At 57.9% G+C, this 26,839-nt stretch carries 29 protein-coding genes and 1 tRNA gene; 10 read left to right on the forward strand and 20 right to left on the reverse strand.

Annotated elements, in window-relative coordinates; translation table 11 throughout:
- Positions 1 to 72: 72 nt before the first annotated feature.
- The 6 genes from LRK71_RS08585 to LRK71_RS08610 are packed head-to-tail and all read right to left on the reverse strand — an operon-like array spanning position 73 to position 5,940.
- Positions 73 to 1,107, reverse strand: a complete 1,035-nt coding sequence (locus tag LRK71_RS08585; RefSeq protein ID WP_232402633.1) for a phosphotransferase family protein — start codon at positions 1,105 to 1,107, stop codon at positions 73 to 75.
- A 12-nt stretch (positions 1,108 to 1,119) separates the two neighbouring features.
- Positions 1,120 to 1,770 (reverse strand): histidine phosphatase family protein, encoded by a 651-nt coding sequence (locus LRK71_RS08590; protein WP_232402635.1) that lies wholly within the window; start codon positions 1,768 to 1,770, stop codon positions 1,120 to 1,122.
- Between the two features lie 2 nt (positions 1,771 to 1,772).
- Entirely contained in the window at positions 1,773 to 2,768 is a 996-nt protein-coding gene (locus tag LRK71_RS08595) for an NAD(P)H-dependent flavin oxidoreductase (RefSeq protein WP_232402637.1), read from the reverse strand.
- A 42-nt stretch (positions 2,769 to 2,810) separates the two neighbouring features.
- Entirely contained in the window at positions 2,811 to 3,629 is an 819-nt protein-coding gene (locus LRK71_RS08600) for an SDR family NAD(P)-dependent oxidoreductase (protein WP_232402639.1), read from the reverse strand.
- 11 nt (positions 3,630 to 3,640) lie between these two features.
- Positions 3,641 to 4,759, reverse strand: a complete 1,119-nt coding sequence (locus tag LRK71_RS08605) for an acyl-CoA dehydrogenase family protein (RefSeq protein ID WP_232402642.1) — start codon at positions 4,757 to 4,759, stop codon at positions 3,641 to 3,643.
- A gap of 5 nt (positions 4,760 to 4,764) precedes the next feature.
- A complete protein-coding gene (locus LRK71_RS08610) occupies positions 4,765 to 5,940 on the reverse strand; it encodes an acyl-CoA dehydrogenase family protein (RefSeq protein ID WP_232402644.1) in 1,176 nt (391 codons plus the stop codon).
- A 160-nt stretch (positions 5,941 to 6,100) separates the two neighbouring features.
- Between LRK71_RS08610 and LRK71_RS08615 the strand changes: the two genes are divergently transcribed.
- The 3 genes from LRK71_RS08615 to LRK71_RS08625 all read left to right on the forward strand — a co-directional run bounded on the left by LRK71_RS08615 (position 6,101) and on the right by LRK71_RS08625 (position 8,453).
- Positions 6,101 to 7,096, forward strand: a complete 996-nt coding sequence (locus LRK71_RS08615; RefSeq protein WP_232402645.1) for an NADPH:quinone oxidoreductase family protein — start codon at positions 6,101 to 6,103, stop codon at positions 7,094 to 7,096.
- Positions 7,097 to 7,245: 149 nt separating this feature from the next.
- Positions 7,246 to 7,698: a type II 3-dehydroquinate dehydratase gene (gene aroQ, locus LRK71_RS08620; RefSeq protein ID WP_232402647.1), complete on the forward strand. Its 453-nt coding sequence runs from the start codon at positions 7,246 to 7,248 to the stop codon at positions 7,696 to 7,698.
- Positions 7,698 to 8,453: a LuxR family transcriptional regulator gene (locus LRK71_RS08625; protein WP_232402649.1), complete on the forward strand. Its 756-nt coding sequence runs from the start codon at positions 7,698 to 7,700 to the stop codon at positions 8,451 to 8,453. The genes aroQ and LRK71_RS08625 overlap by 1 nt, the downstream gene beginning before the upstream one ends.
- 528 nt (positions 8,454 to 8,981) lie before the next feature.
- Here the strand turns inward: LRK71_RS08625 and tsf are convergent.
- The 5 genes from tsf to LRK71_RS08650 form a co-directional block, all read right to left on the reverse strand.
- Positions 8,982 to 9,857: a translation elongation factor Ts gene (tsf, locus tag LRK71_RS08630; protein WP_232402651.1), complete on the reverse strand. Its 876-nt coding sequence runs from the start codon at positions 9,855 to 9,857 to the stop codon at positions 8,982 to 8,984.
- A 78-nt stretch (positions 9,858 to 9,935) separates the two neighbouring features.
- Positions 9,936 to 10,703, reverse strand: a complete 768-nt coding sequence (rpsB, locus tag LRK71_RS08635; RefSeq protein ID WP_232402652.1) for a 30S ribosomal protein S2 — start codon at positions 10,701 to 10,703, stop codon at positions 9,936 to 9,938.
- Between the two features lie 157 nt (positions 10,704 to 10,860).
- Positions 10,861 to 11,688 carry a lyso-ornithine lipid O-acyltransferase gene (gene olsA, locus LRK71_RS08640; RefSeq protein WP_232402653.1) on the reverse strand — a complete coding sequence of 276 codons (828 nt, stop codon included), beginning with the start codon at positions 11,686 to 11,688 and terminating at the stop codon, positions 10,861 to 10,863.
- A 2-nt stretch (positions 11,689 to 11,690) separates the two neighbouring features.
- Positions 11,691 to 12,452: an L-ornithine N(alpha)-acyltransferase gene (olsB, locus tag LRK71_RS08645; protein ID WP_232402654.1), complete on the reverse strand. Its 762-nt coding sequence runs from the start codon at positions 12,450 to 12,452 to the stop codon at positions 11,691 to 11,693.
- Between the two features lie 107 nt (positions 12,453 to 12,559).
- Positions 12,560 to 12,742 (reverse strand): DUF3553 domain-containing protein, encoded by a 183-nt coding sequence (locus LRK71_RS08650; protein WP_232402655.1) that lies wholly within the window; start codon positions 12,740 to 12,742, stop codon positions 12,560 to 12,562.
- A 27-nt stretch (positions 12,743 to 12,769) separates the two neighbouring features.
- On the opposite strand from LRK71_RS08650, the gene LRK71_RS08655 reads away from it, so the two are divergent.
- A complete protein-coding gene (locus LRK71_RS08655; protein ID WP_232402656.1) occupies positions 12,770 to 13,366 on the forward strand; it encodes a histidine phosphotransferase family protein in 597 nt (198 codons plus the stop codon).
- A gap of 96 nt (positions 13,367 to 13,462) precedes the next feature.
- Here the strand turns inward: LRK71_RS08655 and LRK71_RS08660 are convergent, their stop codons facing one another.
- From LRK71_RS08660 to LRK71_RS08690, 7 genes are all read right to left on the reverse strand, one after another.
- Complete coding sequence (locus LRK71_RS08660; protein WP_232402657.1) at positions 13,463 to 14,728, reverse strand: glutamate-5-semialdehyde dehydrogenase; 1,266 nt, start codon at positions 14,726 to 14,728, stop codon at positions 13,463 to 13,465.
- Between the two features lie 109 nt (positions 14,729 to 14,837).
- Entirely contained in the window at positions 14,838 to 15,944 is a 1,107-nt protein-coding gene (gene proB / locus LRK71_RS08665) for a glutamate 5-kinase (RefSeq protein WP_232402659.1), read from the reverse strand.
- Complete coding sequence (gene obgE / locus LRK71_RS08670) at positions 15,932 to 16,966, reverse strand: GTPase ObgE (RefSeq protein ID WP_232402661.1); 1,035 nt, start codon at positions 16,964 to 16,966, stop codon at positions 15,932 to 15,934. Before obgE ends, proB begins: the two co-directional genes overlap by 13 nt.
- Positions 16,967 to 17,099: 133 nt before the next feature.
- Positions 17,100 to 17,636, reverse strand: coding sequence for a GNAT family N-acetyltransferase (locus LRK71_RS08675; RefSeq protein WP_232402663.1), 537 nt, complete (start codon positions 17,634 to 17,636; stop codon positions 17,100 to 17,102).
- Positions 17,637 to 17,885: 249 nt separating this feature from the next.
- Entirely contained in the window at positions 17,886 to 18,155 is a 270-nt protein-coding gene (rpmA, locus tag LRK71_RS08680) for a 50S ribosomal protein L27 (RefSeq protein WP_027240304.1), read from the reverse strand.
- An 11-nt stretch (positions 18,156 to 18,166) separates the two neighbouring features.
- On the reverse strand, positions 18,167 to 18,730 hold the full coding sequence (locus LRK71_RS08685) for a 50S ribosomal protein L21 (protein ID WP_232402665.1): 564 nt from the start codon (positions 18,728 to 18,730) through the stop codon (positions 18,167 to 18,169).
- A gap of 227 nt (positions 18,731 to 18,957) precedes the next feature.
- A complete protein-coding gene (locus LRK71_RS08690; RefSeq protein ID WP_232402667.1) occupies positions 18,958 to 19,821 on the reverse strand; it encodes a DUF2059 domain-containing protein in 864 nt (287 codons plus the stop codon).
- Positions 19,822 to 19,944: 123 nt separating this feature from the next.
- Here LRK71_RS08690 and LRK71_RS08695 point away from each other — a divergent pair.
- Positions 19,945 to 20,034: transfer RNA gene (locus LRK71_RS08695), tRNA-Ser, on the forward strand.
- A gap of 191 nt (positions 20,035 to 20,225) precedes the next feature.
- Here LRK71_RS08695 and LRK71_RS08700 read toward each other — a convergent pair.
- Positions 20,226 to 21,101, reverse strand: coding sequence for a LysR family transcriptional regulator (locus LRK71_RS08700; RefSeq protein ID WP_232402669.1), 876 nt, complete (start codon positions 21,099 to 21,101; stop codon positions 20,226 to 20,228).
- A 106-nt stretch (positions 21,102 to 21,207) separates the two neighbouring features.
- Between LRK71_RS08700 and LRK71_RS08705 the strand changes: the two genes are divergently transcribed.
- The 5 genes from LRK71_RS08705 to LRK71_RS08725 are packed head-to-tail and all read left to right on the forward strand — an operon-like array spanning position 21,208 to position 26,002.
- On the forward strand, positions 21,208 to 21,807 hold the full coding sequence (locus tag LRK71_RS08705; protein WP_232402670.1) for an amino acid synthesis family protein: 600 nt from the start codon (positions 21,208 to 21,210) through the stop codon (positions 21,805 to 21,807).
- Entirely contained in the window at positions 21,779 to 22,567 is a 789-nt protein-coding gene (locus LRK71_RS08710) for an alpha/beta fold hydrolase (protein WP_232402671.1), read from the forward strand. The genes LRK71_RS08705 and LRK71_RS08710 overlap by 29 nt, the downstream gene beginning before the upstream one ends.
- Positions 22,564 to 23,478 (forward strand): flavin reductase family protein, encoded by a 915-nt coding sequence (locus LRK71_RS08715; RefSeq protein WP_232402672.1) that lies wholly within the window; start codon positions 22,564 to 22,566, stop codon positions 23,476 to 23,478. The genes LRK71_RS08710 and LRK71_RS08715 overlap by 4 nt, the downstream gene beginning before the upstream one ends.
- A gap of 2 nt (positions 23,479 to 23,480) precedes the next feature.
- Positions 23,481 to 24,515, forward strand: coding sequence for an LLM class flavin-dependent oxidoreductase (locus LRK71_RS08720; RefSeq protein WP_232402674.1), 1,035 nt, complete (start codon positions 23,481 to 23,483; stop codon positions 24,513 to 24,515).
- Between the two features lie 8 nt (positions 24,516 to 24,523).
- Positions 24,524 to 26,002 carry an aldehyde dehydrogenase gene (locus tag LRK71_RS08725; RefSeq protein WP_232402676.1) on the forward strand — a complete coding sequence of 493 codons (1,479 nt, stop codon included), beginning with the start codon at positions 24,524 to 24,526 and terminating at the stop codon, positions 26,000 to 26,002.
- A 144-nt stretch (positions 26,003 to 26,146) separates the two neighbouring features.
- On the opposite strand, the gene LRK71_RS08730 is transcribed toward LRK71_RS08725, so the two are convergent.
- A complete protein-coding gene (locus LRK71_RS08730; RefSeq protein ID WP_232402678.1) occupies positions 26,147 to 26,839 on the reverse strand; it encodes a NapC/NirT family cytochrome c in 693 nt (230 codons plus the stop codon).

Below are 26,839 nucleotides of genomic sequence, written 5' to 3' on the forward strand. Positions count from 1 at the left end.
CGCGGCACGTAGGGTTTAGTCAAAGAGTGTAAAGAAAATCGCACCCAAGGAGCCGGGTAGCGCTTCTCAGCCTCAGAGGTTTTTGTTGAGCGCATCCAATCCGCTACGGGCAAAGCGAGAGACAAACCCGCCCAGCTTTATCGCGCGTTCCGGGTTGGAGGCATTGCCATCCATGGCACGTTTCAGCACGCCTTGCAAAATTGCCCCCATGCGGAAAAAGCTGAAAGAGAGATAGAAGCCAAAACCATCAATGCCATCTAGCCCGCGCCGTTGACAATAGCTGTCAACAAAGGCGTGATCCGAGGGCAGGCCAAGCGCAGCACGATCAATCCCCGCAAGGCCCCTGCCCTCGTCGCCTGGCGGCATTTGCCACTGCATGATCACCCCGGCCAGATCGGCATAGGGATGGCCAATTGTCGAAAGCTCCCAATCCAGGACCGCCCGGCAGTCAGGCCCATCTGCGGCAAAGATCATATTGTCGATCCGATAGTCGCCATGCACCAATCCACGTTGACCATCATCCGCAGGCATAGCGCTTTCTAACGCTGCGATCAGCTCGTTCATTTCGGGAATCACTTCGATTTCCGAGGCGCGGTATTGCTTCGTCCAGCGGCCCAGCTGACGTTCAAAGTAATTGCCTGGAGGGCCAAAATCCGACAGGCCGACAGCGTCGATATCAACCTGATGCAGACAGGCCAGTACCCGGTTCATCTCCTGTATCACATCCCGGCGGGCCGCAGGGTCGAGATCCGGCATGACCGGATTGGTGATATTGCGTCCAACGACATGATCCATCACATAAAAAGAGGATCCGATCACCGTGTCATCTTCGCAGAGCAGGTGCATTTTAGCGACGGGAACCTCGGTCTCGGAAAGGGCCTTTTGCACCCGAAATTCACGGTCCACCGCATGTGCTGATTTCAGCAGCATCCCCGGAGGTTTGCGCCGCAGCACATAGTTGCCCGCCGTCGTCTTCAGCAGGAAGGTTGGATTAGATTGCCCGGTTTCAAACTTCTGGACCTCAAAATCGCTGTCAAAGCCCGGCAAATGGTCGCGCAGATAGGTGCCAACCGCCTCTTGGTCGAGGGTCTGGGTATTTGTGCTCATCCTCTGCTCCTGTCAGCTGTAGGTCATAAGTGCGGCACGTTCCGTGTTATGAAAGTGCGGCACAGAATTGAATTCATGTAGGAAAAATTTCTCTTTCGAGAACACGAAACGACTGGTTGAACTGTTCTTGATCTGCAGGTTTAGCGCAATCATCTGATCATTGGGCAGCTGCAGGCTGGCAGCAACCAACCTGGCAATCACCCCGCCGGAACTGACCACAAGCACCCGCTTAGCCTGGGTCTGCACTGCATGCTGGCGCGCCTGTTCGACGCGCTGGCAAAAATGGCTCCAGCTCTCTTGCGCCTGGGAAATACCGCCGTCCTGCCACTCTGCAAGGGTTTCACGCAGGGCGCGAAAGTGGGTTTTGCGATCGGTGATCACATCTCGCGGGGCCTCTCCGCCAAACCGGCTGTGCAGCAGATCGTGGAAATCATATTCGTTCCAGCCGGTATGCTGTTCAAATCCTTGGTCAAATCCAAGATCAGTGAGAGTCTGCTTTTGCCGCTCTAGGCTGCCGCAGATCATGCGATCCGGCACCCAGTTCAGCGCGCGCAGCGTTTGCCCCAGAGCACGCGCCTGCTGCCGACCCAGATCGCTCAGCCGGTCATAATTGTCGGCCCCAAAAGAGGCCTGACCATGACGCACAATCAGCAGTTCAGCCATCTTCAGGCGCCAAATTCTTGCGCTAAGGCGCGGCCTGCGCGCTGGTATTCATCTGCGATACGGTCGATCAGCTCTTGTGCAGAGCAGATGGATTTGACGTCACCAATACCCTGGCCTGATCCCCAGATTTCCTTCCAGGCTTTGGGTTTTGACGATCCGCTGCCAAAATTCATTGAGGAGGAATCCGCTTGCGGCAGATTATCAGGGTCCAGCCCCGCCTGAGTGACGGATTTCTTCAGGTAGTTACCCCAAACACCTGTAAACAATGATGAGTATACAATATCCTCGGCGCCGCTATCAACGATCATCTGTTTGTAACCGGCCTGTGCGTTTGCCTCGTGGGTGGCAATAAAGGGGGAGCCGGCATAGCCAAAATCCGCCCCAAGTGCGCGCGCCGCCAAAAGCGCCTCACCGCTAGCAATCGCCCCTGAGAGCGCCAGCGGCCCGTCAAACCAACTGCGAATTTCGCGGATCAAGGCAAAGGGAGATTGCTCGCCCGCATGGCCCCCGGCACCAGCGGCAACCGCGATCAGCCCATCGGCCCCTTTTTCAATCGCCTTTTTGGCAAAGGTATTGTTGATCACATCATGCAGCACGATGCCACCACAGGAATGTGCGGCCTCATTGACTTCGGGACGGGCCCCAAGCGAGGTAATCCAGATTGGTACCTTCCAACGGTTGCAGATCTCCAGATCGCGTTCCAGCCGCGCGTTGGAACGATGCACGATTTGATTGACCGCAAAAGGTGCCGCCGGGCTATCGGGGTTTTCCTGATTGTGTCGATCCAGGGCCTCGGTGATCTGTTTCAGCCAGGCCTCCAGCAGGATTGGATCGCCCTCATTTTCCCGGGCATTGAGGGCAGGAAAGGCCCCAACGATCCCTGCCTTGCACTGCGCGATCACCAGCTCTGGTACAGAGATGATAAACAACGGTGAGCCAATGAGAGGAAGGCGCAGCCCCTGCAGCGCAGTGGGCAGACGTGTTTGGTGTGAAGGCACGGTTTATTTCCTTTTTCAGTAACTTATTGCCAAAAGCTGCATCTATTCGTCCAGCGCACCGGCAAAGATGTTTTGCCCGGACATAACATTGATGCCACCCGAGATCGGCACCACAGAGCCGGTCACATAGGCGCCGCCCTTGCCGCTTAGGAACAGGACAGAGCCGGCAATATCTTCATAGCGGCCGACCCGGCCCAGGGGCACATCCCGGCCGACTTTTTCTCGCTTTTTCTCATCCCCGGTGGCAAAGGCGGTCATGCGCGACACAAATGGCCCCGGTGCCAGGGCGTTGACCGTGACGTTCTTATGCGCCAGCTCTTTGGCAAGGATTTTGGACAGATGGATCACCGCCGCCTTGGAGGCCGCGTAGCTATAGGCGCCATCACCCATTGGAATTTCGCCCATGACAGATCCCACATTGATGACGCGCGCCGGATCGCCAGAGGCCCCGCTTTTGATCAACATCGGCAGCAATCGGCGCGTCAGGTCAAACACTGCTGTCACATTCACTGACATCACTTTTTCCCATCCGTCATAGGGGAAGTCCTGCAGCTCTGCCCCCCAGGTAACGCCAGAGTTATTCATCAAGATATCAAGCTGTTCCGTGCGGGACTTGATCTCTGCAACCAGGGCTTCAATCCCGCCCTCCGAGCCAAGATCTCCGCCAAAGCCTTCGGCAGTGCCGGGTGCATCCAGCGCGTTCAGCTCCTCTGCCACGGCGGCGCAAGCCGCCCCCTTGCGCGAGGCAATCAACACCCGTGCGCCAGCCCGGACCATGGCTTCGGCGGCCATACGGCCGATACCGGTGGCTCCGCCTGTAATCAGCGCGGTCTTGCCATTCAGTGTAAACAAATCCTGCACCTACGTCTCTCCTAAAAGCCGCGCAACTGCGCCACGATACCAGCATGATAACCGTAGTCACCCAGCCATTCCGCTGCGACCCGCGCACGTTTCATGTAAAATCCCATATCAAAGGCATCAGTCATGCCAATGCCGCCATGCATCTGCACACCTTCTTGCACCGATTTTTGCGCGGTATCTGTCGCCCGCGCCTTGGCAACCGACACTGCAAGCCGGGCCTCTTTAGGGGTCTCATCCAGGACACGACCGGCGTTCAAGACGGCGGATTTGGTCAGTTCTATTTCGCACCAAAGATGTGCGGCGCGGTGCTGAAGTGCCTGAAAGCTGCCAATGGTGGTGCCAAATTGTTTGCGTTCTTTCAGATAGCTAGAGGTCAGATCAAAGGCAGCCTGCGACAGGCCAACAGTTTCCGCGGCCAGCGCGGCCTGCCCGGCCTCTAGTGCCGGTTTCAGTATGTCATACCCGGCCCCAGCAGCCCCTAGAAGCGCATCGCCAGTGACTTCGACTTCGTCAAATGTCAGATCTGCAGCATCGCGGCTGTCGATCATTTCCAGCGCGTCACGCTGCAAGCCTTTGGTGGCAGTATTGGCAAAGTCGAACAAACAAGGCCCTTCCTCGCTCTCAGCTAGGATCAAGATGCGGTCTGCGTCGCATCCATCTACAACAAAACGCTTTTTTCCGTTCAATGTATAGCCATTGCCGCGTTTTTTCGCCGTAAGCTGAATGCTATCGGGGGCAAATTTTGCCGTTTCATCCAGGGCAAACGCATAGGTCAGCCCGCCACTGGCAATCTTTTCCAGCCTTGCCTTGGTGGTGGCGTCGTCGAATTGGCGCAACAGGGTTGCGGCCATGACGGCGGTGCTCAGAAACGGGCTGACGGTCAGGGTGCGCCCCATTTCACGCGCCAGAACATGGGCGGCAGCATGGCCCATATCAACGCCGCCGGCGGCTTCTGGGATCAAGACACCAGCCCAGCCTGCAGCGACCATTTCCTGCCACAGCGCCGGATCCGAGCGGGCACCGCTGTCGCGCATGTGCCGCAGATGCGACAGGGGGGCAGATTTATCCAAGAGCGAACGAGCGGCCTCTGCCAAGAGGTTTTCTTCCTCTGTTTCAATGAGTTTTGCCATGGTTATTATCCTGGAAGATTCAAAATGCGGCGGCTGATGATCGATAGCATCACCTCGGAGGTGCCACCCTCGATCGAATTTGCCTTGGTGCGTAGCCAAGCGGAGGCCGGTGTCTCACCCCAGGTGAGCGCAGCGCTGCCCTCGGCTTCCATCACCAGTTCCAGCCGCTGTTTGTTCAGTTCGGTTCCCATGTATTTCAACATGGCAGAGGCATCGCCAACCCCTTGCCCCCCCTCGGCCTGGTCTTTGTACCGTTCCAGCGTCATCTCAAACGCAAGGCTGTCAACCTCAGCCCGCATCGCACCGCCCCGCAGTACCGGGTCACCCTGTCCGGTTTCGCTTTCGCTCAGAACCGCGCCAAGGGCGCGCCCCGTGCCCATTGCGTTGCCGCCACTGCTGATCATCTCGCGCTCATGGGTGAGCAGATATTTCGCCACATCCCAGCCCCGGTTGATGGTCCCGACGACTTGCTGCTTGGGCACGGTGACATTATCAAAGAAGGTTTCGCAAAAAGGCGAGGCCCCAGAGATGAGCTGAATTGGCCGTGTGCTGACACCTTCGCTGCGCATGTCTATCAGAACAAAGGAAATTCCCAGATGTTTCTTGGCCTCCCGATCAGTTCTGAGCAGGGCGAAGATCCAGTCGGCGCGATCGGCGTAGGAGGTCCAGATCTTTTGACCGTTGACCAGCCAGGTATCCCCTTGATCGGCCGCATGGCACTGAACCCCGGCCAGATCTGACCCCGCCCCCGGTTCGGAATAGCCCTGGCACCAACGGATTTCACCGCGGGCAATTGGTGGCAGATACTGTTGTTTTTGCTCTTCGCTGCCAAATTTCAGCAGGGCCGGCCCCAGCATCCAGATGCCAAAGCTTTGCAGCGGCACACGGGCGCCGATGGCCTGCATTTCTTCCTTCAGGATCTTGTCCTGATCGCGGCTAAACCCTGCCCCGCCATAGGCTTTGGGCCAGGTCGGCACGGTGAGACCCCGCGCGGCACAGCGTTCTAACCAGTCTTTTTGCGCTTCAGATGTGAATTCCCAGGTGCTGCCGCCCCAGCAGATACTGTCTTCCCCGGCGGCGCCATCGCGCATCTCTGCTGGGCAGTTCTGCTGCAACCAGTTGCGGATCTCGTGGCGAAAATCCTCGCTGGTGGGCGGGGTGTGGTCCTCTACGGTAGCCATGTTCTCTCCTCCTCACCGTGTGCGCGCCTCCTCCGACGCGTCACGGTTTCACAATGTAGAATTACATTTCGCTATTGCATTGACAACGCGGCTGAGCGGCAGAAGACTTTACGTAATTTTAAAAATTGCACACTGCCGCAGCGCAGTTGAAGGGGGACGTATGAAATCCATGTTGAGCACCAGCCCGGGCGGGCCGGAAACCCTGGTCTGGACCGAACAGCCCGATTTGACACCCGCCAAGGGTGAGTTGCAGGTTGAGATTCGCGCTGCGGGCGTCAACTTTCCGGATACGCTGATCATTCGTGATCTGTATCAAATGAAGCCGCCGCGCCCCTTTGCGCCGGGCGGCGAGATCTCTGGTGTTGTCACTGCCCTGGGCGAAGGCGTGAGCGGGTTTGAGATTGGTGATCGGGTGCTGGCCCTGACCGGTCATGGCGGCTTTGCCACCCAAATCTGCATCAGTGCGGCGCAGGCGATCAAATTTCCCGAGGCAATGCCCTTTGAGGATGCGGCCGGCTTTGTCTTTACCTATGGCACCTCTTATCATGCCCTGAAGGACCGGGCTGCGCTGCAACCGGGAGAGACACTGCTCATCCTGGGGGCAGCGGGCGGCGTCGGAGCGGCGGCGATTGAGCTGGGCAAATCTATGGGCGCAAAGGTGATTGCGGCTGTGTCCACGCCAGAAAAGGCCGCCTTTTGCCGCCAGATCGGAGCCGATGAGGCCCTGGTTTACAGCCGCGATATGGGACGGGATGAACAGAAAGAATTTTCCAGATCTATCAAGGAGGTATCGGGTAAAGATGGTGTGGATGTCGTCTATGATGCGGTGGGCGGTGCCTATGCTGAACCGGCCCTGCGCGCCATGGCTTGGCTGGGGCGGTATCTGGTTGTCGGCTTTCCCGCTGGCATCCCCGAGATCCCCTTGAATCTACCCCTGTTGAAAGGCTGCGATATTCGCGGTGTTTTCTGGGGGGCTTCGGTGTTTCGGGATCCAAAGGGTCATGCGCAAAACATGCAAGAATTGCAGGCACTTTATGCAAGCGGCGCGGTAAAGCCGCAGATCTGTGCTGTTCTGCCGATGACAGAGGCCGCAAAGGCGCTGGACATGATGCAGGCCCGGCAGGTTCAGGGCAAGGTGATCCTGACCAATGCCTAACCAGATATAGCAGCAGGTGCCGGAAATCCCGGCACCTCTCATTTTCGTGCGATATTCGCAACATGGCCCGGGGAAAACACCGGGTTCGGGCCTCGCTTTCCCTGTGCAATCCACCTATTTCAGCTTAGGCTTGTAGTAGGGGAAATACGATGCAGAGCATATTGATCTTGAACGGCCCGAACCTCAACCTGCTTGGCACCCGTCAACCAGAGGTTTACGGAGCCGAGACGCTTGAGATGGTCGAGGCCCGCTGCCTTGCCCATGCGAAAAAGTCCGGGTTTCAGGCCCAGTGCCTGCAATCCAACCATGAAGGCATATTGCTGGATGCCATCCATGGCGCGCGCGGCGTACATGCCGGGCTCGTGCTGAATGCCGGTGCCTTTACCCATACGTCAATCGCGCTGATGGATGCGATCTATTCGGTAGAGATCCCAACCGTTGAGGTGCATCTGTCCAATATTCATGCCCGTGAAGAGTTTCGCCATCAGTCCTATATCGCACGGGCGGCCCTTGGCCAGATCTGCGGTTTTGGCAGCCAGGGATACCTGATGGCCATAGACGCCTTGGTGCAAAATATATCGCAGGCAAGTGACGCAACCTAATGGGAATAATGAATTATCTACACGTCGTTGCCGGTTCGAAAAGCCTGGAAGAGCTGTGGCATGCGCATGTATTGAAGATGGCTGAATACGGATTTGATCGCCTGATGTATGGCTATACCCGTTTCAAGACAGATACCTCGCTGGGGGATCCTGACGATTTCGTCATCCTGACCAACCATGACCAGAACTATGTTTCAGGCTTCCTGAACGAGGGCTTGTATCGCCATGCGCCAATGTTGCGTTGGGCGCTAGAGCATGAAGGGGCCGGCAGCTGGCAGATGATCCATGAAAAGCATGTCCAGGGTGCGTTGCAACCAGAAGAAGAAAATGTCCGCGCATTTAATGAGCGGATGCAGATGACGGCTGGCTATACCGTCAGCTTTTTCTCGGCTTCAAAACGCTATAAGGGCGCGATCTCTTTGGGAGGCCAGGTTGGCACCACCCAGAAAGAACTTGATGCGCTCTGGCAAGACTGTGGTGAAGACATCATTTTGATGAACAATATGGTGCACTTGAAGATTCTGACCCTCCCCTACGATCCGCCGAATCGCAGCCTGACACGCCGCCAGAGAGAGGCGCTGGAATGGGTTGGCGATGGCAAGACAACCCAGGATATTGCCCTGCTCATGGGGCTGACGCCTGGCACGGTTGAAAAACACCTGCGTTTGGCGCGGGCCTCATTGTCAGTGGAAACCACAGCACAGGCAGTTTTAAAAGCGGCCCTGCAAAACCAGATGTATGTGGTTGAAAGCTAGTCTTGTGGCAGCATTTCAACGAAGAAAGCCGGTCGGCATCGCTTTGGTTAAACCAAAGCAGAAGTTTACCCAGGGGCAAGACGCGGCATTCGGGTAAGGAAAACACGACTACACGTTCAACCTGATTTGGGGCAGACTGCAACTGTTCCGTGAGTGGTGGCTTTGGCCTAGGAACTAAAAGGAAATGATCCTTGCAATATCAAGGCTCTCAGACCTGTTCGGTTGCTGGCGTGTATTTTTCCACGCCGGTGCCGTGTTAAAGAGAGGCCCCATTCATCCCCATCGATGGGGTCTCTCAGCTCTCTTCCTCAATCGCTATCTGTTTACTGATCTTGTGAAATACCGACACTGCGCTGCGAATTTTGTCAGAGGCTAGGCTGGGATCGATCGCTAAACTTGCTGCAAAGCCAAGGTATTCGGGCATCTAACAAGAGTAGAGCCACTGCTCGCATCCTCGATCGGGCCACAAAAAAGGGCCGGCAGAAAAAATCTGCCAGCCCTCATAACTCACCCTCTGAATAGAGGATCTTAGCCCTGCGCTGCCTTGGCAACTTCGGCTGCAAAGTCTTCTTTTTCGACTTCGATGCCTTCGCCAACTTCCAGACGCACAAAACCAGTGATGGTGGCGCCAGCTTCTTTGGCAGCGGCTTCAACGGTGAGGTCAGGGTTCACAACAAAAGGCTGGTTCAGCAGAGTCGATTCGCCGACGAATTTCTTCATACGGCCAACGATCATCTTTTCGATCACGGCTTCGGGCTTGCCGGATTCGCGGGCGATGTCCATCTGGACCTGCTTTTCTTTCTCAACCACAGAGGCATCGAGATCCGCTTCGGACAGGGCCGCAGGGTTCACCGCTGCGATATGCATGGCAACCTGTTTGCCAAAGGCTTCGTCGCCGCCGGTCATCGCAACCAGAACGCCGATTTTGCCCATTCCGGCAGCCACGGCATTGTGCACATAAGAGATAACAGTCTCGCCTTCGGCAGCGGCCATACGGCGCACAGACATGTTTTCGCCAATGGTGGCGATCTTGTTGGTGATGACTGTTTCAACGGTTTTGCCGCCCATGTCGGCCGCTTTCAGCGCCTCAACATCCGCAACACCCAAGGCAGCCTTGGCGATGCCGCCAACCATTTCCTGGAATTCGGCGTTTTTACCAACAAAATCGGTTTCCGAGTTCACTTCAACGGCAACACCTTTGCCACCATCCACAACAACGGCAACCAGGCCTTCTGCTGCTGTGCGGCCGGATTTCTTGGCCGCTTTGGCCAAGCCCTTGGTGCGCAGCCAGTCAACCGCGGCTTCCATGTCACCATTGGTTTCGGTCAGCGCTTTTTTGGCGTCCATCATGCCGGCGCCGGTGGAGTCGCGCAGTTCTTTAACAAGTGCAGCTGTGATAGCCATCTGTGGCTCTCCTCATATCAAAACGGAATTGGGGCAGGTGATACCCTGCCCCACATGTCAAACCTGTGACAGGTCGCTTCAGGCAGATGCTTGTTCAGCAACAGCTTCTTCAGCGGGTGCCTCTTCCAGCGCGCCGAGGTCAACACCGGCAGCACCCAGCTGGGCAGACATACCGTCCAGCGCAGCGCGGGCAACCAGATCGCAATACAGGGTAATGGCGCGCGATGCGTCGTCATTGCCTGGGATAATGAAGTCAACGCCATCGGGCGAGCAGTTGGTGTCGACGACAGCCACAACCGGGATACCCAGTTTTTTGGCTTCGGCGATGGCCAGGGCTTCTTTTTTCACGTCAATGACGAAGAGCAGATCAGGAACACCGCCCATTTCGGCGATACCACCGAGGGAAGCCTGCAGCTTCTGCTGGTCACGTTCCATGCCCAGACGCTCTTTCTTGGTGAGACCTTCGGCGCCACCTTCCAGTTTTTCGTCAATCTCGTTCAGGCGCTTGATCGACTGGGAAACGGTTTTCCAGTTGGTCAAGGTGCCGCCCAACCAGCGGTGGTTCATGAAGTACTGAGCAGATTTTTCAGCGGCTTCGGCGATGGGGCCTGCGGCCTGACGCTTGGTACCAACAAAAAGAACGCGACCGCCCTTGGCAACGGTGTCACGCACGATCTGCAGTGCCTGGTCCAGCATTGGAACTGTCTGTGTCAGGTCCATGATGTGGATGCCGTTACGCGCACCATAGATATATGGTTCCATGCGGGGGTTCCAGCGCTGTGTCTGGTGACCAAAGTGTACGCCTGCTTCCAGCAGCTGGCGCATGGTGAACTCGGGAAGAGCCATGCTAATATTCCTTGTTTCCGGTTTCAGTCCTCGGTGGGGGTTCAGAGCGGTTGCTCCAACCGGCGGCCCATTTGGGGATTTCTCCCCCAGACAGGCCAAACCCCACCTGCGGGTTTGATGCCGCGCGTATAGGCCAGCTTTGCCCTACCTGCAAGCGCTATTTGCGCATCCGGGCATGGCCTGTGCCTACAAGATCTTCGCAGGCTGCGGCCAGGGTTTTGCGATTGGCAAAATCAGCCACCTTCAGCGGCGCATGGTAGATCAGTTCTGCACGGCCCTGACGCGGGGCTGCCAGGGTTTTCAAAAGATGCGGAGCAAAGGCCATATCGCCCCACCAGCCGTAAAACCGGGCGTCCTGCGCCTGCGGAGCATGAAACACCACGGACACCGGCTGTATATAACAGATATCGCGCAGATGATCGCTAAAGAACGCCGCGAACAACGTTGTTTTGAATGGCAAAATCCGCAAGCCATCGGTTGATGTGCCCTCAGGAAAGAACAAGAGCTTATGCCCCGCCTTCAGTCGCGTCTCAAACAGGTCCGTCTGGTCTTTGGCGCGGGCGCGGTTGCGTTCAATGAACAGGGTACCAGTGGCGCGGGCAAGCCAGCCGATGCCGGGCCAGGCGGCCACTTCGGCTTTGGACACAAAATAGATCCGCTTTCGCGCGTTGAGCGCAAAAATATCCAGCCAAGATGTATGGTTGGCAACCACAGCGCCGCGTTCCTGCATCAGGGTTCCATGGGTGGAAAACCCCATGCCAAGCACCCAAAAGGCGGTGCGGCAGACAAACTGGGTGATGAAGGGCGTCACTGGTCGGTGCAAACCGCAGAGCGGCCGTTCGACCAGCCGGACCAGCAACAGAACAAGCAAGCCACCAAATACCAGCACCGCCAACAGGCTGGCGCGCAGCGCGACCCGCAGCCAGCCGAGCGCAGTGATACGAATGGGCTTTGGCGCGTCGCCCCCCTGCCAGGTTGCGGACATCCCTATGCCCCGCCTGTTCGCGGCGAAAAGAGGCGGCGTTGGCGCGCTGTCATCTGGGCGGTGTCCAGGATCATGCAGACATCGGTGGTGTTGAACTCATGGTCCAGATAGGCGCCATCGCCGACCTTTCCGCCAAGTCGCAGATAGGCCTTGATCAGGGCTGGGCAGGCAACCATTGCTTGGCGACGGTCAATCTGGTCCTGCGGCAATAGGTCCATGCGCTGATACTGCCTTGAGCGACAGCGTAGGTCACTGGGGGCAAGATAGTCGTGCTGCAAGACCGACAGCGGCCCGGCCAGGGCCGCGAGATCGGTGCCCGCAAAGCTGGCAACCCCAAAGAGCACCTCGATCTGATGCCTGTTCACATAGGCGCTTAGCCCTTCCCAAAGTTGGAACAGCGCCTTGCCACCGCGAAAATCGGGATGCAGGCAAGAGCGCCCCAATTCTAGCAAGCGGCGCCCCGAAGCGGTCAGCGCGCCAAGATCGTATTCGCTGGCCGAATAGAACCGCCCTGCTGCCACGGCCTGATCGTTGCGCATCAAACGATAGACGCCAATCACCCGGTTGGTCGCGTTTTCACGGATGATCATATGATCGCAAAAGGCGTCAAACTGATCTGTTTCCAACCCGGATTGATGATCAACCTGCGCCCCATCTGCGCCCATTTCGCGCACAAAAACCTCATAGCGCAGCGCCTGGGCCGCACGCAGCTCTGCGGCGTTCTGTGCCAGAGACACAGAGAATTCGGACGGGGCATCAACCATATACCGGACCTTTCCAAAGACAACCCTGGCGGCAAATAGACCGCCAAACCGGGCAGAGGCAAGGTTTTCCTAAAACTCTAGGGGCTTTCTTAACCATTCATAAACCACTATGGCTCATTCACAAGAACCAGGGGGACACGTGCCCCGTCGAAGACCAGTTTTCCCTGGTCTGGAAAGTTGACAGTAATTTTGCCGCCTGCATTGGATTGGACCTCACCTGGTCCCCATTCAGGGTGATCCGGGTGCTGAACGCGCATGCCAGGGGCTAAGAAAGCATTGAGGTCGATCATTGGATAGGCCTAGTTCGGAGGAATGATATGGCCGTAGATACCGCCAATTTGGCTGCTTTGATAGGGTCCAGAATTTGTCACGATTTGATCAGCCCGGTTGGCGCGATCAACAATGGGCTGGAACTGCTGGAAATGTCCGGCGCCATGGCCGGACCAGAGTTGGAACTGATCTCTGACTCGGTGCTGAATGCCAATGCCCGCATCCGGTTTTTCCGCATTGCCTTTGGCGCAGCCGGAGACCAGCAGATGGGCCGCGCCGAGGTGGTTTCAGTTCTGGATGATCTCGCCAAGGCCGGTCGAATGAAATACCAGTGGGACCATCAGGAGGGCTGCAGCCGCAGCGAGGTGCGCCTAGCGTTCCTTGCGGCACTTTGCCTGGAAACCGCCCTGCCCTATGGCGGTACGATTCAAATTTCTTGTCGCGATGGTGCCTGGTGCGCGTCTGGCGAAGGACGTAAAATTGCTGTCGAGGCAGGCCTTTGGGGGCATCTTGATGGCAGCGATACCACAAACGCGGTGACCCCGGCGCTGGTGCAATTTGCCATGCTACCCGCCGCCGCGCAGGAGGCCGCCCGCAAGATCTCTTTTGATAACACGGCCGAAACGGTGAACATTCAATTTTAACCAAAGCCCGCAACATCTTGAAAGAACAGAAAAGCCCCCTCCAGATCGAGGGGGCTTTTACGTTTGACTGGCTCTGCCTATGTGATGTTGCCTGTTTTAGCTGCGAATGGTCCCATTTCCGCGCACCAGGTACTTAAAGCTGGTCAGTTGCGCCGCGCCAACAGGGCCGCGTGCATGCATCTTGCCGGTGGCAATTCCGATCTCTGCCCCCATTCCGAATTCACCGCCATCGGCAAACTGGGTCGAGACATTGTGCATCAGGATTGCGCTGTCCAATTCGGCAAAAAACTGCGTGGCGGCGGCCTGATCTTCGGTGATGATACAATCGGTGTGCTGCGAATGGTACCGGCGAATATGTGCAATCGCGGCGTCTATATCGGCAACCGGCTTTGCGGCAATCACCTTATCAAGGAACTCTTTTCCCCAGTCGTCTTCGCTGGCGGGCTGCATCGTGTCCGGGCCGGGCAATCCGGCAGCGGCGTAGATATCAACCCCCGCCGTGGCCAGCGCCGTCAGGACATCGCGGCCAATGGTCTCGACAATATCCTGATGGATCAGCAGGCATTCTGCCGCGCCACAAATGCCGGTGCGACGGTTTTTTGAATTCAACACCACCTCGAGCGCCTTGGTCGGATCCGCCGCCTTATCAAGGTAGATATGCACGATGCCTTCCAGATGGGCGAAGACGGGCACGCGGGCTTCGCGTTGCACCAGCCCCACCAGCCCCTTGCCACCGCGCGGGACGATGACATCTACATAGTCTGTCATTGTCAGCAGCGCCTGTACCGCAGCGCGATCCCGCGTCGGCACCAACTGCACCGCATCTTCCGGCAGCTCGGCGCTGCGCAGGCCCTGCGCCAGGCAGGCGTGGATCATCTGGCTGGAATGAAAGCTCTCAGAGCCTCCGCGCAGGATCACCGCATTGCCGGATTTCAGGCACAGTGCCCCGGCATCCGCCGTCACATTGGGGCGGCTTTCATAGATCACCCCGATAACACCAAGCGGCGTGCGAACCCGTTGAATATTCAGGCCCGAGGGTTGCTCCCATTCCTCAAGCACCTGGCCAACCGGATCTGCCTGCTGTGCGACAGCGCGCAGCCCGTCAACAATGCCCTGAATGCGCGGCTCATCTAGCATAAGGCGATCCATCATCGCTGGCGATAGCCCTTTTGTGCGCCCGAATTCAAGGTCTTGCTCATTGGCGGCGATGATTTCGGCGCGCCGCTCCCAGACCGCATCTGCGGCTGCTATCAGGGCTGCCTCTTTGCGCGCGGCGCTGGCTGTGGCCAGGACCTGCGCCGCCGCTTTTGCGCGAATGCCAAGGTCCACCATCAGATCGGGGATAGAGTGAATGTCGTTCATTGGTCAAATATGCCTTTGCTGATCAAAGCTGGTGCTATGGGGCCCGCCGCCGGTTTTGCCACAAGAATAGGCGCGACGGCCCGGCGGGTTCCAGCCCAAAGTAGGAGGATCAGAGCGCCATATCGTCCCGGTGGATCAAAGCTGCACGGCCGGGATAGCCCAGCGTTGCTTCGATCTCGGCGGACTGGCGCCCCTGAATGGCGCGGGCTTCATCGCTGGTATAGCGAGACAGGCCCTGCCCCAGGCAGCGTCCCTCTGGGGAAAGGATGGCCAGAGGATCGCCCCGGCCAAAATCACCCCCGATGTCTAGCACCCCTGCTGGCAGCAGGCTCTTGCCGTTTTGCAGGGCGCGCACGGCACCTGCGTCAATTGTGACTTCGCCGCGCGGTTTCATCGCGGCGATCCAGCGCTTGCGGGCCACCTGTGGGTCATCCTGTGCGATGAACCAGGTACATAATGCGCCATCATTAAGCGTTTTCAGAGGGTTCAGGGGGGATCCTTCAGTGATCACCATGGCACAGCCCGCCGCCGTAGCCATCTTGGCCGCCAGCACCTTGGTGATCATGCCCCCCTTGGACAGCCCTGAAACCCCATCGCCGGCCATGGCCTCGATCTCGGGGGTGATGGTGTCAATCTTGTCATAGCGGTGTGCGGCTGGATCCAGCGCCGGGTTGGCGCTGTAAAAGCCATCCACATCCGACAGCAGCACCAGGACATCCGCGCCGACAGTCACCGCCACCTGGGCCGCCAGCCGGTCGTTGTCACCATAGCGGATCTCATCGGTGGCGATGGTGTCGTTTTCATTGACAATGGGTACCGCGCCCAGCCCGATCAGGGTTTCCAGAGTGGCGCGCGCATTGAGATAGCGGCGGCGATCGGCGCTGTCTTCCAGGGTGACCAGAACCTGCGCCGTGGTGATGGCATGCGGTGCCAGCGCCTCTTCATAGGCGCGGGCCAGCCGGATTTGCCCGACAGCTGCCGCTGCTTGCGATTTTTCCAGCGGCAAGACGCTGCGCGGCAGGCCCAGCACTTCGCGTCCCAGCGCAATAGAGCCGGAGGACACCAGGATCACATCCTTGCCCAGCGATTTCAGCCAGGCCACATCGTTGGCCAGCGAATGCAGCCAGCCCGAGCGCAGCTTGCCCGTGTCGCGATCAACCAGCAGCGCCGAGCCGATCTTGATGACAATGCGCCGGGCGTCGGTCAGGGCCGCCAAGGCGCTTCCTCCTCGACAGGTTTCTGGCGGATGCGATCATCGTCGATCTCGGCACGCACGGCGCGCAGCACCTCGTTCAGACCTTCGCGGCTGACACCGGACATCATCAACACCTTGTCACCAACGGCTGCCTCAAGCGCCTGACGCGCGGCTTCGCGTTCTTCGTCGTCCAATGCGTCGATCTTGTTCAGCGCGGTCACGCGAGGCTTGTTGGCCAGTTCACCGCCATAGGCCTCCAGTTCATCAATGATGGTCTGGTAGTCGCCTGCCACATCTTCGGATGTGCCATCGACCAGATGCAGCAGCACCGCGCAGCGTTCCACATGGCCCAGGAACCGATCGCCGATGCCCTTGCCTTCATGCGCCCCCGCAATGAGGCCAGGAATGTCGGCCATCACAAATTCTGTGTTATCAATGCCAACCACGCCCAGGTTCGGGTGAAGTGTGGTGAAGGGATAGTCGGCGATCTTGGGGCGCGCATTTGAACTGGCGGCAAGGAATGTCGATTTGCCGGCATTGGGCAGGCCCAGCAGGCCGGAATCCGCGATCAGTTTCAGGCGTAGCCATACGGTACGTTCGACGCCCTCTTGGCCGGGGTTGGCACGCCGCGGCGCCTGGTTGGTCGACGATTTGAAATGCAGGTTGCCAAAGCCGCCATTGCCGCCCTTGGCCAACTGCACCCGCTGGCCGATCTCAGTCATATCCGCCAGCACGGTTTCCTGGTCTTCGTCGAGGATTTCAGTACCAACGGGAACCCGCAGAATGATGTCATCGCCGTCCTTGCCGGTGCGCTGACGCCCCATGCCAGACTGACCGTTATTGGCAAAAAAGTGTTGCTGATAGCGAAAATCAATCAGTGTATTCAGCCCATCGACGGCCTCGGCCCAGACAGAGCCCCCCTTGCCGCCATCACCACCATCCGGACCACCGTATTCGATGTATTTCTCACGGCGAAAGCTGACGCAGCCATTCCCGCCGCCACCAGAACGAATATAGACCTTTGCCAGATCGAGAAATTTCATGGTGGCTCCTTACTGCGCGACGGTCCCTGTGGGCGCGGCGCGGACATAGAAATGGGTCGTGGTGAAGGGCCAGTTTGTAGCCCATAGCGAGATCATTGCCGAGTGCCTTACCTGAAAGCGCAGGCCGGGCCAATCACAGTTTTCGGCTGTAGGTCCATGTTGGCACATTTGCGTTGCGACTGACCGAAAAGGATTCCGCATCGCCAAGATATTCAAAGCCGCAATGGATCAGCACCCGCGCCGAGGCCGGGTTATCCTGAAACACCGCCGCAAACATGGTGGCATTTTTAAGCGGATTTGCCGTGACCAGCGCTTCCAGCGCCTCTGACGCGAGGCCGCTGTTCCAAAACACCGGGGCAATCCAAAAGCCGACCTCGGATTGATCGCGGTCCATGCGTTTCAGGCTGATAAGGCCCTTCAGTTCTTCGCCGCCGTCGCGGGTGCCATCGATGGCCCAGATATCTTCGTCCCGGTCCGCCGCGGTTGCGCGTGCCACCAGGGCCTCTACCGCACCGGGCGGCATGGGATGCGGCAAAGAGGTGGTCATGCGGGCCACCCGCTCATCGCCGCTGTAAAGGGCAATGAGACCACTGTCGGAACTGCGCAGCGGCCGCAGCACAAATCGGCTGGCCTCAATCACTGGCTGATCGTTCACTGTATCCAGGCTCATATCTCTGCTCCTTTTCGCAAAGAGATCGGTAACGGAGGGGTTCCCGTCTAGATGGTGCAAAAATCCGGCATTTGAAGGGGGCGCGATATGCGCAATCCCAGGTTCAAACCACCCCATCCCTGAGGCGGCACTGCCAGTTTTGCAAAGGCGGGCCCCTTACAATATGTAACGCGGCGCTAGGGCGCCAAAATAGAAAAAGGGGACCGGCGGTTGCCGATCCCCTCATTGTTAAAACCTTGCGGGTTCGGTTTACTCAGCGGCCTCCGCCACTGGGAGAACCGATACAAAGGTGCGGCCTTTCAGGCCCTTGTGGAAGGTGACAGCACCGTCTGCCGTTGCAAAGATCGTGTGATCCTTGCCCAGGCCCACGCCTTCGCCCGGCCAAAATTTGGTGCCGCGCTGACGAATGATGATGTTGCCTGCGATGGCTGCCTGGCCACCATAGAGTTTCACGCCGAGGCGGCGACCCGCTGAGTCGCGGCCGTTACGGGAGGAACCACCAGCTTTTTTATGTGCCATTCTGTCTCTCCTTAGCCTTTAGCCAGATCTTTGGCCTGTTCAACCCACTCGGGTTTCACTTTGACCGCGTCAATACCAGCAATATCGTCTTCCGACAAGGCTGCGATCTGGGCAAAGCTGGTCAGGCCAGCTTCGTTCAGCTTTTTGGCGGCGGCAGGGCCTACACCGGTCAGCTGTGTCAGATCGTCAGAACCTGCTGCAGCAGCCGGAGCAGCCTTGGGAGCAGCTTTGGCGGCGGCTTTCGGAGCTACTTTGGTTGCGCCCGATGCCAGGATCTCGGTGATTTTGATCAAGGTCAGCTTTTGACGGTGGCCCTTGGTACGCTTGGAAGAGTGCTTCCGGCGACGCTTCACAAAGTGAATGAGCTTTTCGCCTTTGATCTGGTCGATCACTTCGGCTTTGACTGCCGCGCCATCTACCAGAGGAGCGCCCACAACGGGGGTGTCGCCACCAAGCATGAGAACTTCGTCGAACTGGATTGTTTCGCCAGCATCTGCAGCCAATTTTTCAATGCGGAGGATATCACCCGCTTGAACTTTGTACTGCTTGCCGCCAGTCTTGAGGACCGCAAACATATGCGTGTTTCCTTTATCAACCGCGTCCTTTGGTCCCTGGATCGATCAGATCCTGGCGTTTTAGCCCGATGGCCACCTCGAACAGCGCGCCCCTTTGGGGGACGTATTACAAATGAACCCGGCACAGAGAATCCGGGCCGGGATGGCGCATTTGCCCGATAATCCGCCCAGCTGTCAACCCATTGCGATAGGCTTCGCACAATCAGAGCTGAAAGAGGGACAAAGACTCAGATGTCTTCGCCCTGCTCCAGATCCTGCATCCGGTAGGCCAGTGCTTCGAACCGATCGGCGGTGATTTCAAACTGGACCGCGTTCAGCAATTCATAGACCTGCTGCATCAAGGGGGTCTCCAGGGCTTCGACATAGGCCTCTATCTCGGCGTCGCTGAAATCCTGATAGGTATAGGCCGAGGTCGCCAGACTGGCGGCCCGCAGCGCGATCCGCATTTCGGGTTCCTGCGCGCGTTGCAACGCGCGCAATCCATCGGCATCAAGCTGCAATTCGATGATTCCGGCTGCGCTGGCCGCCATCAGAAAGCGAAACTGGATCTGCTGTACCGATTTCAACCCGGCCCCCGCAGCGTCGATCGCCTGCCCCATCCGGTGATACAGCGCAATGCGGGGGCTGCCGGATTGAACCAGGTCGGATATGATCCGCTCGCCGGCCACCTGCTTGGTGTCATCCTCTGCCACCAGATGCGAGGCGTTTTCGGCAGTGACCAGCCGTTGCCCCAGATCGCTGGCATAAAAGGCAGCGGCATGGCTGAGCGTGTCGTCTTCCAGGGTTTCTTCCAGAATATCCAGCGCCAATTCACGCATTTTGTCCTGATCAAATACGCTTTGCGACAGGCGCGTCCACTCGCTGCCAAAATCACTGGCAGACAGTCCCAGCATCATCGGCGCGTTGCTGGCCGAGAGCGCAATACTGTCCAGTGCCACATCAAACCCCGTGACCTGTAAAAAGGCTTCGACCTTGCTGCGCTCCGCCGCCTGGGATGCGGGCGGTGCACCAAGGATCACCAGTCCAAGAAGAATTAAGGCACGGGCCAGATGTATAACCTGGCGGGAAAGCGGATTTAAAAACTGTGTCATAGGGGAAGCCTAGGCGAAATATGTGGCCAGACAAATGAAAAAATGCCTTTCTCCAGAGAAGTTGAAAAACCCTCTTGCACTACCGCCGCTTCCCCCTTAAACGCTGCCTCACCAGACCCCCGCGGAGAGGTGCCGGAGTGGTCGAACGGGGCGGTCTCGAAAACCGTTGAGCCTTCACGGGTTCCCAGGGTTCGAATCCCTGTCTCTCCGCCACTACCCCCCTTAAATTGCTAAGTAATCAGCGTTGTTAAGGGCGTGGTGCGCTTTCTGTCATTGTCGATGTTTTCGGCAAAAGGTGTCATACTATGACCCCTTTTGGCGCCAGCTATGGGGTGTTTTGGACTCCGAGCATGTCTTCTCGGGCGCGCTGTTCTTTTTCTTCTTGGCCGGGATGAACGATAGGTTCAGCCACCTGCATGCGCGACAGGTCCAGCCTGTGGCAAAGACAGACTGCCCAACAACCATTCGCGAAAGTCTAAAGCTTCGGGTTTGTCCTTGGCTGTCGACAGGTAGTAACCTTCGTGGCTTGATATCGAAGCAGGGTGCGCCCGCTCGACGAGCCCTGTTTTCAAGGCGTGGTCGGCAAGCAATTCGCTTACGAGGGCCACGCCGTTTCCATGGGCCGCAAGGTGCAAGGCCATGCCGTATGTATCGGTGTATAGCGATGGGGGCGGCGCGCTCCCAACCCGCTTGGCCCAGGCTTGCCAGCCGCCCGACGTTCCAACCGCCTCGATGAGCGGCAACTCATGCAGCTCTCCTCTTAGACTTGGGGATTTCAACGCAATAAGCTGGTTGGGCAAGAGGGGCTCGGCGTCAATCCCACCCTGTCTGGCCGAGCCGAACCGTATTTCGACATCCGCGCGGGTAGAGTGGAAATCATCTGGCCAGATCGCGCAGTGAATTCTTACTTTGAGGCCGGGGAAACGCGCTTGAAAATCTGGCAATCGCGGCGCGATGACCCAATGTGCAACGCTCACCGATGTCGCGATTGTCAGTAGGTTTTTTGCGGGGCCTGTGTCTACTATATCCATCGCGGCCGCCAAGGCTTGCAATGGTGCGTCGACTTCGGGAAGAAGCCTCCGCCCTGCATCCGTCAACGCCAATCCACGCGCCTGGCGCATAAAGAGCGGAACGCCCAGCCGAGTTTCAAGCGACTTTACTTGCTGGCTAACAGCCGATTGCGTGAGGCCTATTTCTTCCGCAGCGGAGGTGAAACTCAAGTGCCGTGCTGCTGCTTCGAACGAGCGAAGCCAACCGAAAGGGGGAAGGGATTTTGCCATGAGTCAATTCAGCCATTAGAAACACTAATAGATAAGCGCATAATTCAATCGTTTGTCAAAAATATTGCGGCTTCATAACGTTTCCTGCAGCGAACAGGAGGATGCAATGAAACCGGAAATCAGGAAAATCGTCACCTATGATGAGGAAATCTTCATAGAGGGGTTTCGCGAGACGGATAAGCCGTGGCGCATGTTCGCCGTCGCTGCCGTGTTACGCAACCCCTGGGCTGGTCGGTTTGTCGAAGACCTGACGCCGCAGATCAAGGCCTATGGCCCCGTCTTGGGCGAGATGATGACCAAGCGGATGATCGACCTTGCCGGGAACGGGGCGGCGATCGAGGCCTATGGCAAGGCGGCAGTTGTCGGTCTTGATGGTGAAATTGAGCACGCGTCGGGACTGATCCATACCCTGCGGTTTGGCAATTTCTACCGCGAAGCCGTTGAGGCCAAATCCTACCTTGCCTTCACCAATACACGCGGCACGGCCAATGCGCCGATCATGGTTCCGCTGATGGACAAGAACGATGCAGGGCGGCGTTCGCACTATCTTACCATCCAATTCTCGATCCCTGATGCCCCGCGCGATGATGAGGTTGTCGTGGTGCTTGGCGCAGCCATGTCCGGCCGACCTCATCACCGGATTGGTGATCGCTATCAGGATTTGAAGGACTTGGGCCATGGTCTCGACAATCCTGCCGCGGTCTGAAGTTGCAGGCCTGTCTGCTATCGTGGCTGGTGCGGGGCGACCCTTGCTGCTTTTGCACGGCGTGGGCCTCAGGGCCGAGGCCTGGGGCGCGCAGATCGAGGCGCTGCGCGGCAGCTATCAAGTGATCGCGCCCGACATGCCGGGCCACGGGCACAGTTCTTGTCCCTCTGGCCCGATCACGCTGGCGGAGTATGCACAGGCTTTTCGACCCGTTCTGCAAGAGCTTTCCGAGCCTGCGTTGGTGGTTGGTCATTCCATGGGCGCAATGATCGCGCTTGAATTGGCCTGCCGCGCCCCCGCAGAGGTCAGTGCCGTTGCCGCGTGCAACGCTATATTTGAGCGTCGTCCAGAGGCGGCGGCGGCGGTGCAAGCCCGCGCAAATAGCCTTGATGACACCGCAGTGCCAGACCCCGGCCCAACGCTTGAGCGGTGGTTTGCAAAGGCTCTATCTGCTGAACGCAGCGCCTGCGAAAGCTGGCTTCTTGCAGCAAACCCCAAGGGTTACAAGCTGGCCTATACAGCGTTTGCCCATGCAGATGGCCCACGCCGCCACGCGTTGCAGTCGCTGGCCTGCCCTGCCCTCTTTGCAACAGGTGCGCTTGAGCAGAACTCAACGCCTGAGATGTCACAGGCCATGGCCGATCTTGCCCCGAAAGGGCGATCCCTGATCGTTGAGGGTGCGGCCCACATGATGCCGATGACACATGCGGGCGCGTTGAACGGCGCGCTCTTGGATTTTAAGCAGGAGATCTGGCGATGAGCGCGATTGATCCGCGGGCGCTGCGCAGCGCATTTAGCACCTTCATGACGGGCGTCACCGTCGTCACAAGCAAAGCCGCTGACGGAACGGCTGTCGGATTTACGGCCAATTCATTCTCATCTGTCTCTCTTGATCCGCCGCTATTGCTGGTTTGCCCAGGCAAGTTCCTGTCTAGCTACGAAGCGTTTGCGGGCTGCACGCAGTTCGCGGTCAATATCCTGGCCGAGGGGCAGGAAGACGTGGCAAACACCTTTGCAAGCTACAAGGGCGACCGTTTTGCACGTGTGGCACATTACCAAGACGCCTTGGGCAACCTTCTAATTGACGGTGCGTTAGCGCAGTTTTCATGCACAACTCACAGCGTGGTCGATGCCGGGGATCATGCGATCCTGATTGGCGCAGTGCAGAGCTTTGAACACGATACCGGACGTGGCCTTGGCTATGTCGGCGGGCAGTTTTTCAGCCTCGGTCTCGAACGGGCGGCGCTTGAGCATTCGGGCACTATGACCCTGGGAGGTGCTATTATCACCTGGGGCGATACCGTGCTGTTGGAGCGAACTGAGGCCGGTTACCGCCCGCCCCAGTGTTTGGCAAAGGACCGCGACAACCTGCGCCAGTCCCTCACGCATGACCTTGAGACGCGCGGCCTGCCGGTAAAGCTTGGCCCGGCCTATTCTGTGTTCGACGATGGCAGAACCCATTGTTCGTTCTTTCTCGCCGCAGAGCCGTTCACCAGCAACGGCGGGTTCGAATCCCATCCGATCGGTGACATTTCCAAACTGAAATTTGCGTCCCAACCTATCACTGACATGATGAACCGCTTCGCGCTTGAGAGGCAAACCCGCAGCTTTGGTCTCTACGTCGGTGATGCACAGCGCGGTGATGTACACCACCTGCCTGAAAGGAACTGAAAATGGAGTTCTCACTCTTTTTGCATATGGAGCGCCTGACGCCCGAGCAATCGCACCGGCAGCTTAATGAAGAACTGATCGAGCTGTGCAAAATGGCAGATGATGCGGGGATGCGCGCGATCTGGACGGGAGAACACCACGGGATGGAGTTCACCATTGCGCCGAACCCTCTTATGTCGCTTGTGCATATTTCCCATCACACAAAAAACGTGAAGCTGGGAACGGGCACGGTGATCGCGCCGTTCTGGCACCCGGTAAAGCTGGCTGGCGAGGCTGCCTCTGCCGATCTGATGACAGGCGGGCGCATCGAGCTTGGGATCGCTCGCGGGGCTTACTCTTACGAATACGAGCGGCTTATGCCTGGCATGAACGCATGGGAAGCGGGGCAACGCATGCGTGAATTGGCGCCGCTTCTTCCCAAGCTGTGGGAGGGTGACTGTGCCCATGAGGGCGAGTATTACAACTTCCCAGCCACCACAGCCGCGCCCAAGCCTGTGCAGGATGGCGGCCCGCCGATCTGGATCGCTGCGCGCGACCCGAACAGCCACGAGTTTGGTGTGCAGAATGGCTTTAACATTCAGGTGACGCCGCTTTGGCAGGGGATCGAGGAGATCAAAACCCTGATGGCGCGCTTCAATGCCGCCTGCGCCAGCTATGACGGCCCACGACCCAAAATCATGCTGCTGCATCACACCTATGTTGGCGCGGATGCCGATGATGTGGCCCAGGCTGCTCGCGAGCTTTCGCGCTTTTATTGCTACTTTGGTGCTTGGTTCAAGAACGAGCGCCCCGTTGCGCAGGGGCTGATTTCCCCTCTCTCAGACGAGGAGCTTGCCGACAACAAACTTATGACTCCCGAGAACATGGCGCGGGATCTGACCGTCGGAACCGCAGAAGACGTTATTGAAAAAATACGAGAATACGAAGAACTCGGGTATGATGAATATTCGTTTTGGATCGACAGCGGGATGAGTTTCGAGCGCAAGCGCGCCTCTCTCGCTCGCTTTATCGACACTGTTATGCCGGCCTTCAGGTGAGGAACAAAATGGACCCCAAACCACATTATCAGCTCTTTATCGACGGCGCATGGACGGAAGGTTCCGAAGGTCAGGTCATGGTCTCGCAAAACCCCGCTAACGGACGGGACTGGGCCACGTTTGCCTGTGCCTCAAAGGCCGATGTCGCGCGTGCCATCACAGCTGCGCGCCGTGCGCTGAACGACCCGGCATGGCGCGATATGACCCAGACACAACGTGGCAAACTTCTTTATCGGCTCGCCGAACTGATCGAAGAAAACGCCGCCGAAATCGGGCGCATCGAAACAACAGACAGTGGCAAGATTCTTGCGGAAACTGCGAGCCAGTCTGCCTATGTCGGCGATTATTACCGTTATTACGCGGGGCTTGCCGATAAGATCGAAGGCGCGGTTCTACCGATCGACAAACCAGACATGCATGTCTTTACACGGCGCGAACCTATCGGCGTTGTCGCCGCCATCGTGCCGTGGAATGCCCAGATGTTTCTTACAGCAACAAAACTGGGCCCCGCACTGGCCGCCGGCTGCTCGGTGGTGTTGAAAGCCTCGGAAATTGCCCCCGCGCCGATGCTTGAGTTTGCCCGCCTGATCGAACAGGCTGGATTTCCAGCTGGCGTCGTTTCGGTCATCACAGGAGACGCCGAAAACTGTGCCATCCCGCTCACATGTCACCCTGATGTCGACCGCATAGCCTTTACCGGCGGGCCGGAAACCGCACGGCACGTCGTGCGAAACTCAGCCGAGAATTTTGCGGTCACCACGCTGGAACTAGGCGGGAAATCCCCCATTCTGGTCTTTGAAGACGCAGATCTCGACGGCGCGGTCAACGGGCTTATCGCAGGCAATTTCGGAGCCTCGGGCCAAAGCTGTGTGGCGGGTACGCGGGGCTTGGTGCATCGCTCGGTGTTAGGGGCCGTGGCGGCGAAGATCGAAGAGAAGATGAAGGGCGTCGTCATCGGCGATCCGCTCGAGCCAACCACCCAAATAGGCCCGCTTTGCACGGCCGAGCAAATCAGCAAGATCGAAGCAACCCTTGCTGCGGCCGTGTCAAGCGGCGCAACAATCCGCTTTGGTGGCGCGCCGTTGGAACGCCCCGGCAATTACATGGCACCTACGCTTGTTGAATGCGCTGACGCAAACGCCGAAACGCTTAAGATCGAAATGTTCGGACCTGTTATGTCGCTTCTGCCATTCGACACCGAAGAAGAAGCGATCGCAATCGCCAACAGCACTCCCTTCGGGCTCGGCTCGGGTGTCTTTACCGAGAATGTCGCACGTGCGCATCGTGTCTCTGCGCGGCTCAAGGCGGGCATCTGTTGGGTCAATACCTACCGTGCGGTGTCGCCCATCGCGCCCTTCGGAGGCTTTGATCAGTCAGGCTATGGGCGCGAAGCCGGGATGGACGCCATACATGACTACACACGCACCAAAACAACATGGATTAGCACGTCTGAAACACCAATGGCCAACCCGTTTGTGATGCGTTGAATGGAAGCTGAAGCTTTCTTGAGAGCCCCCTAAACCAAGAAGCCGACGTTCTGGCATAGTGTGGCCTATGTCGGCTTCTTTAGTTAGGCATCTGGGTCAAGATCGTTTCCTATCGATGGGAATCACCCGGTACGTGCCTATCCGTTACCCGCGGGTCTGCCTTTCCAACAGGAAGCTCTGGATTTCTTCTACATCGCTTGGGCCGGGTTGCGTTTCACCCAACAGGCCATCCGGAACCGTCCAGCCAGGTTCGACGCCAGTCATATCAGGCAATTCATGGGCAATCCCCTTGTGACAGTCGATGCAGGTTCTCTTGCCGGACAGCAGGTATTGCGTATGGATATCAGCCGCGCGCGGTGATTGACGACTAAGGTCCATCGCAACTTCGGAATGGCAATTGCGGCATTCCAGACTGTCATTTGCGCCAAGCCGCGCCCATTCGCGCTTGGCCATGACCAGGCGGTGTTCAAGGAACTTCTGACGCGTGTTGATGGTGCCGAAGATCTTGCCCCAGACCTCTTTCGAGGCCTGCATCTTGCGGGCGATCTTGTCGGTCCATTCATGCGGCACATGACAGTCCGGGCATCCCGCTCGCACCCCAGAGCGGTTCGAAAAATGCACCGTGTGCGACAGTTCTTCAAAGACGTTGTTACGCATTTCATGACAAGAGATGCAGAATTCTTCGCGGTTGGTATATTCCAACGCGGTGTTGAAACCGCCCCAGAAGATCACGCCGCCAACAAAGCCGCCAAGGGTCAGAAAGCCGAGGCCAAGCGTGACCGCTGGTGTCCAGAGCACATTCCAGAACCAGCGAAAGGGTTGTAAGATCCAACGCAT

The organism is Pseudophaeobacter flagellatus (assembly GCF_021228235.1).
In the GTDB taxonomy this organism is placed as follows: domain Bacteria; phylum Pseudomonadota; class Alphaproteobacteria; order Rhodobacterales; family Rhodobacteraceae; genus Pseudophaeobacter; species Pseudophaeobacter flagellatus.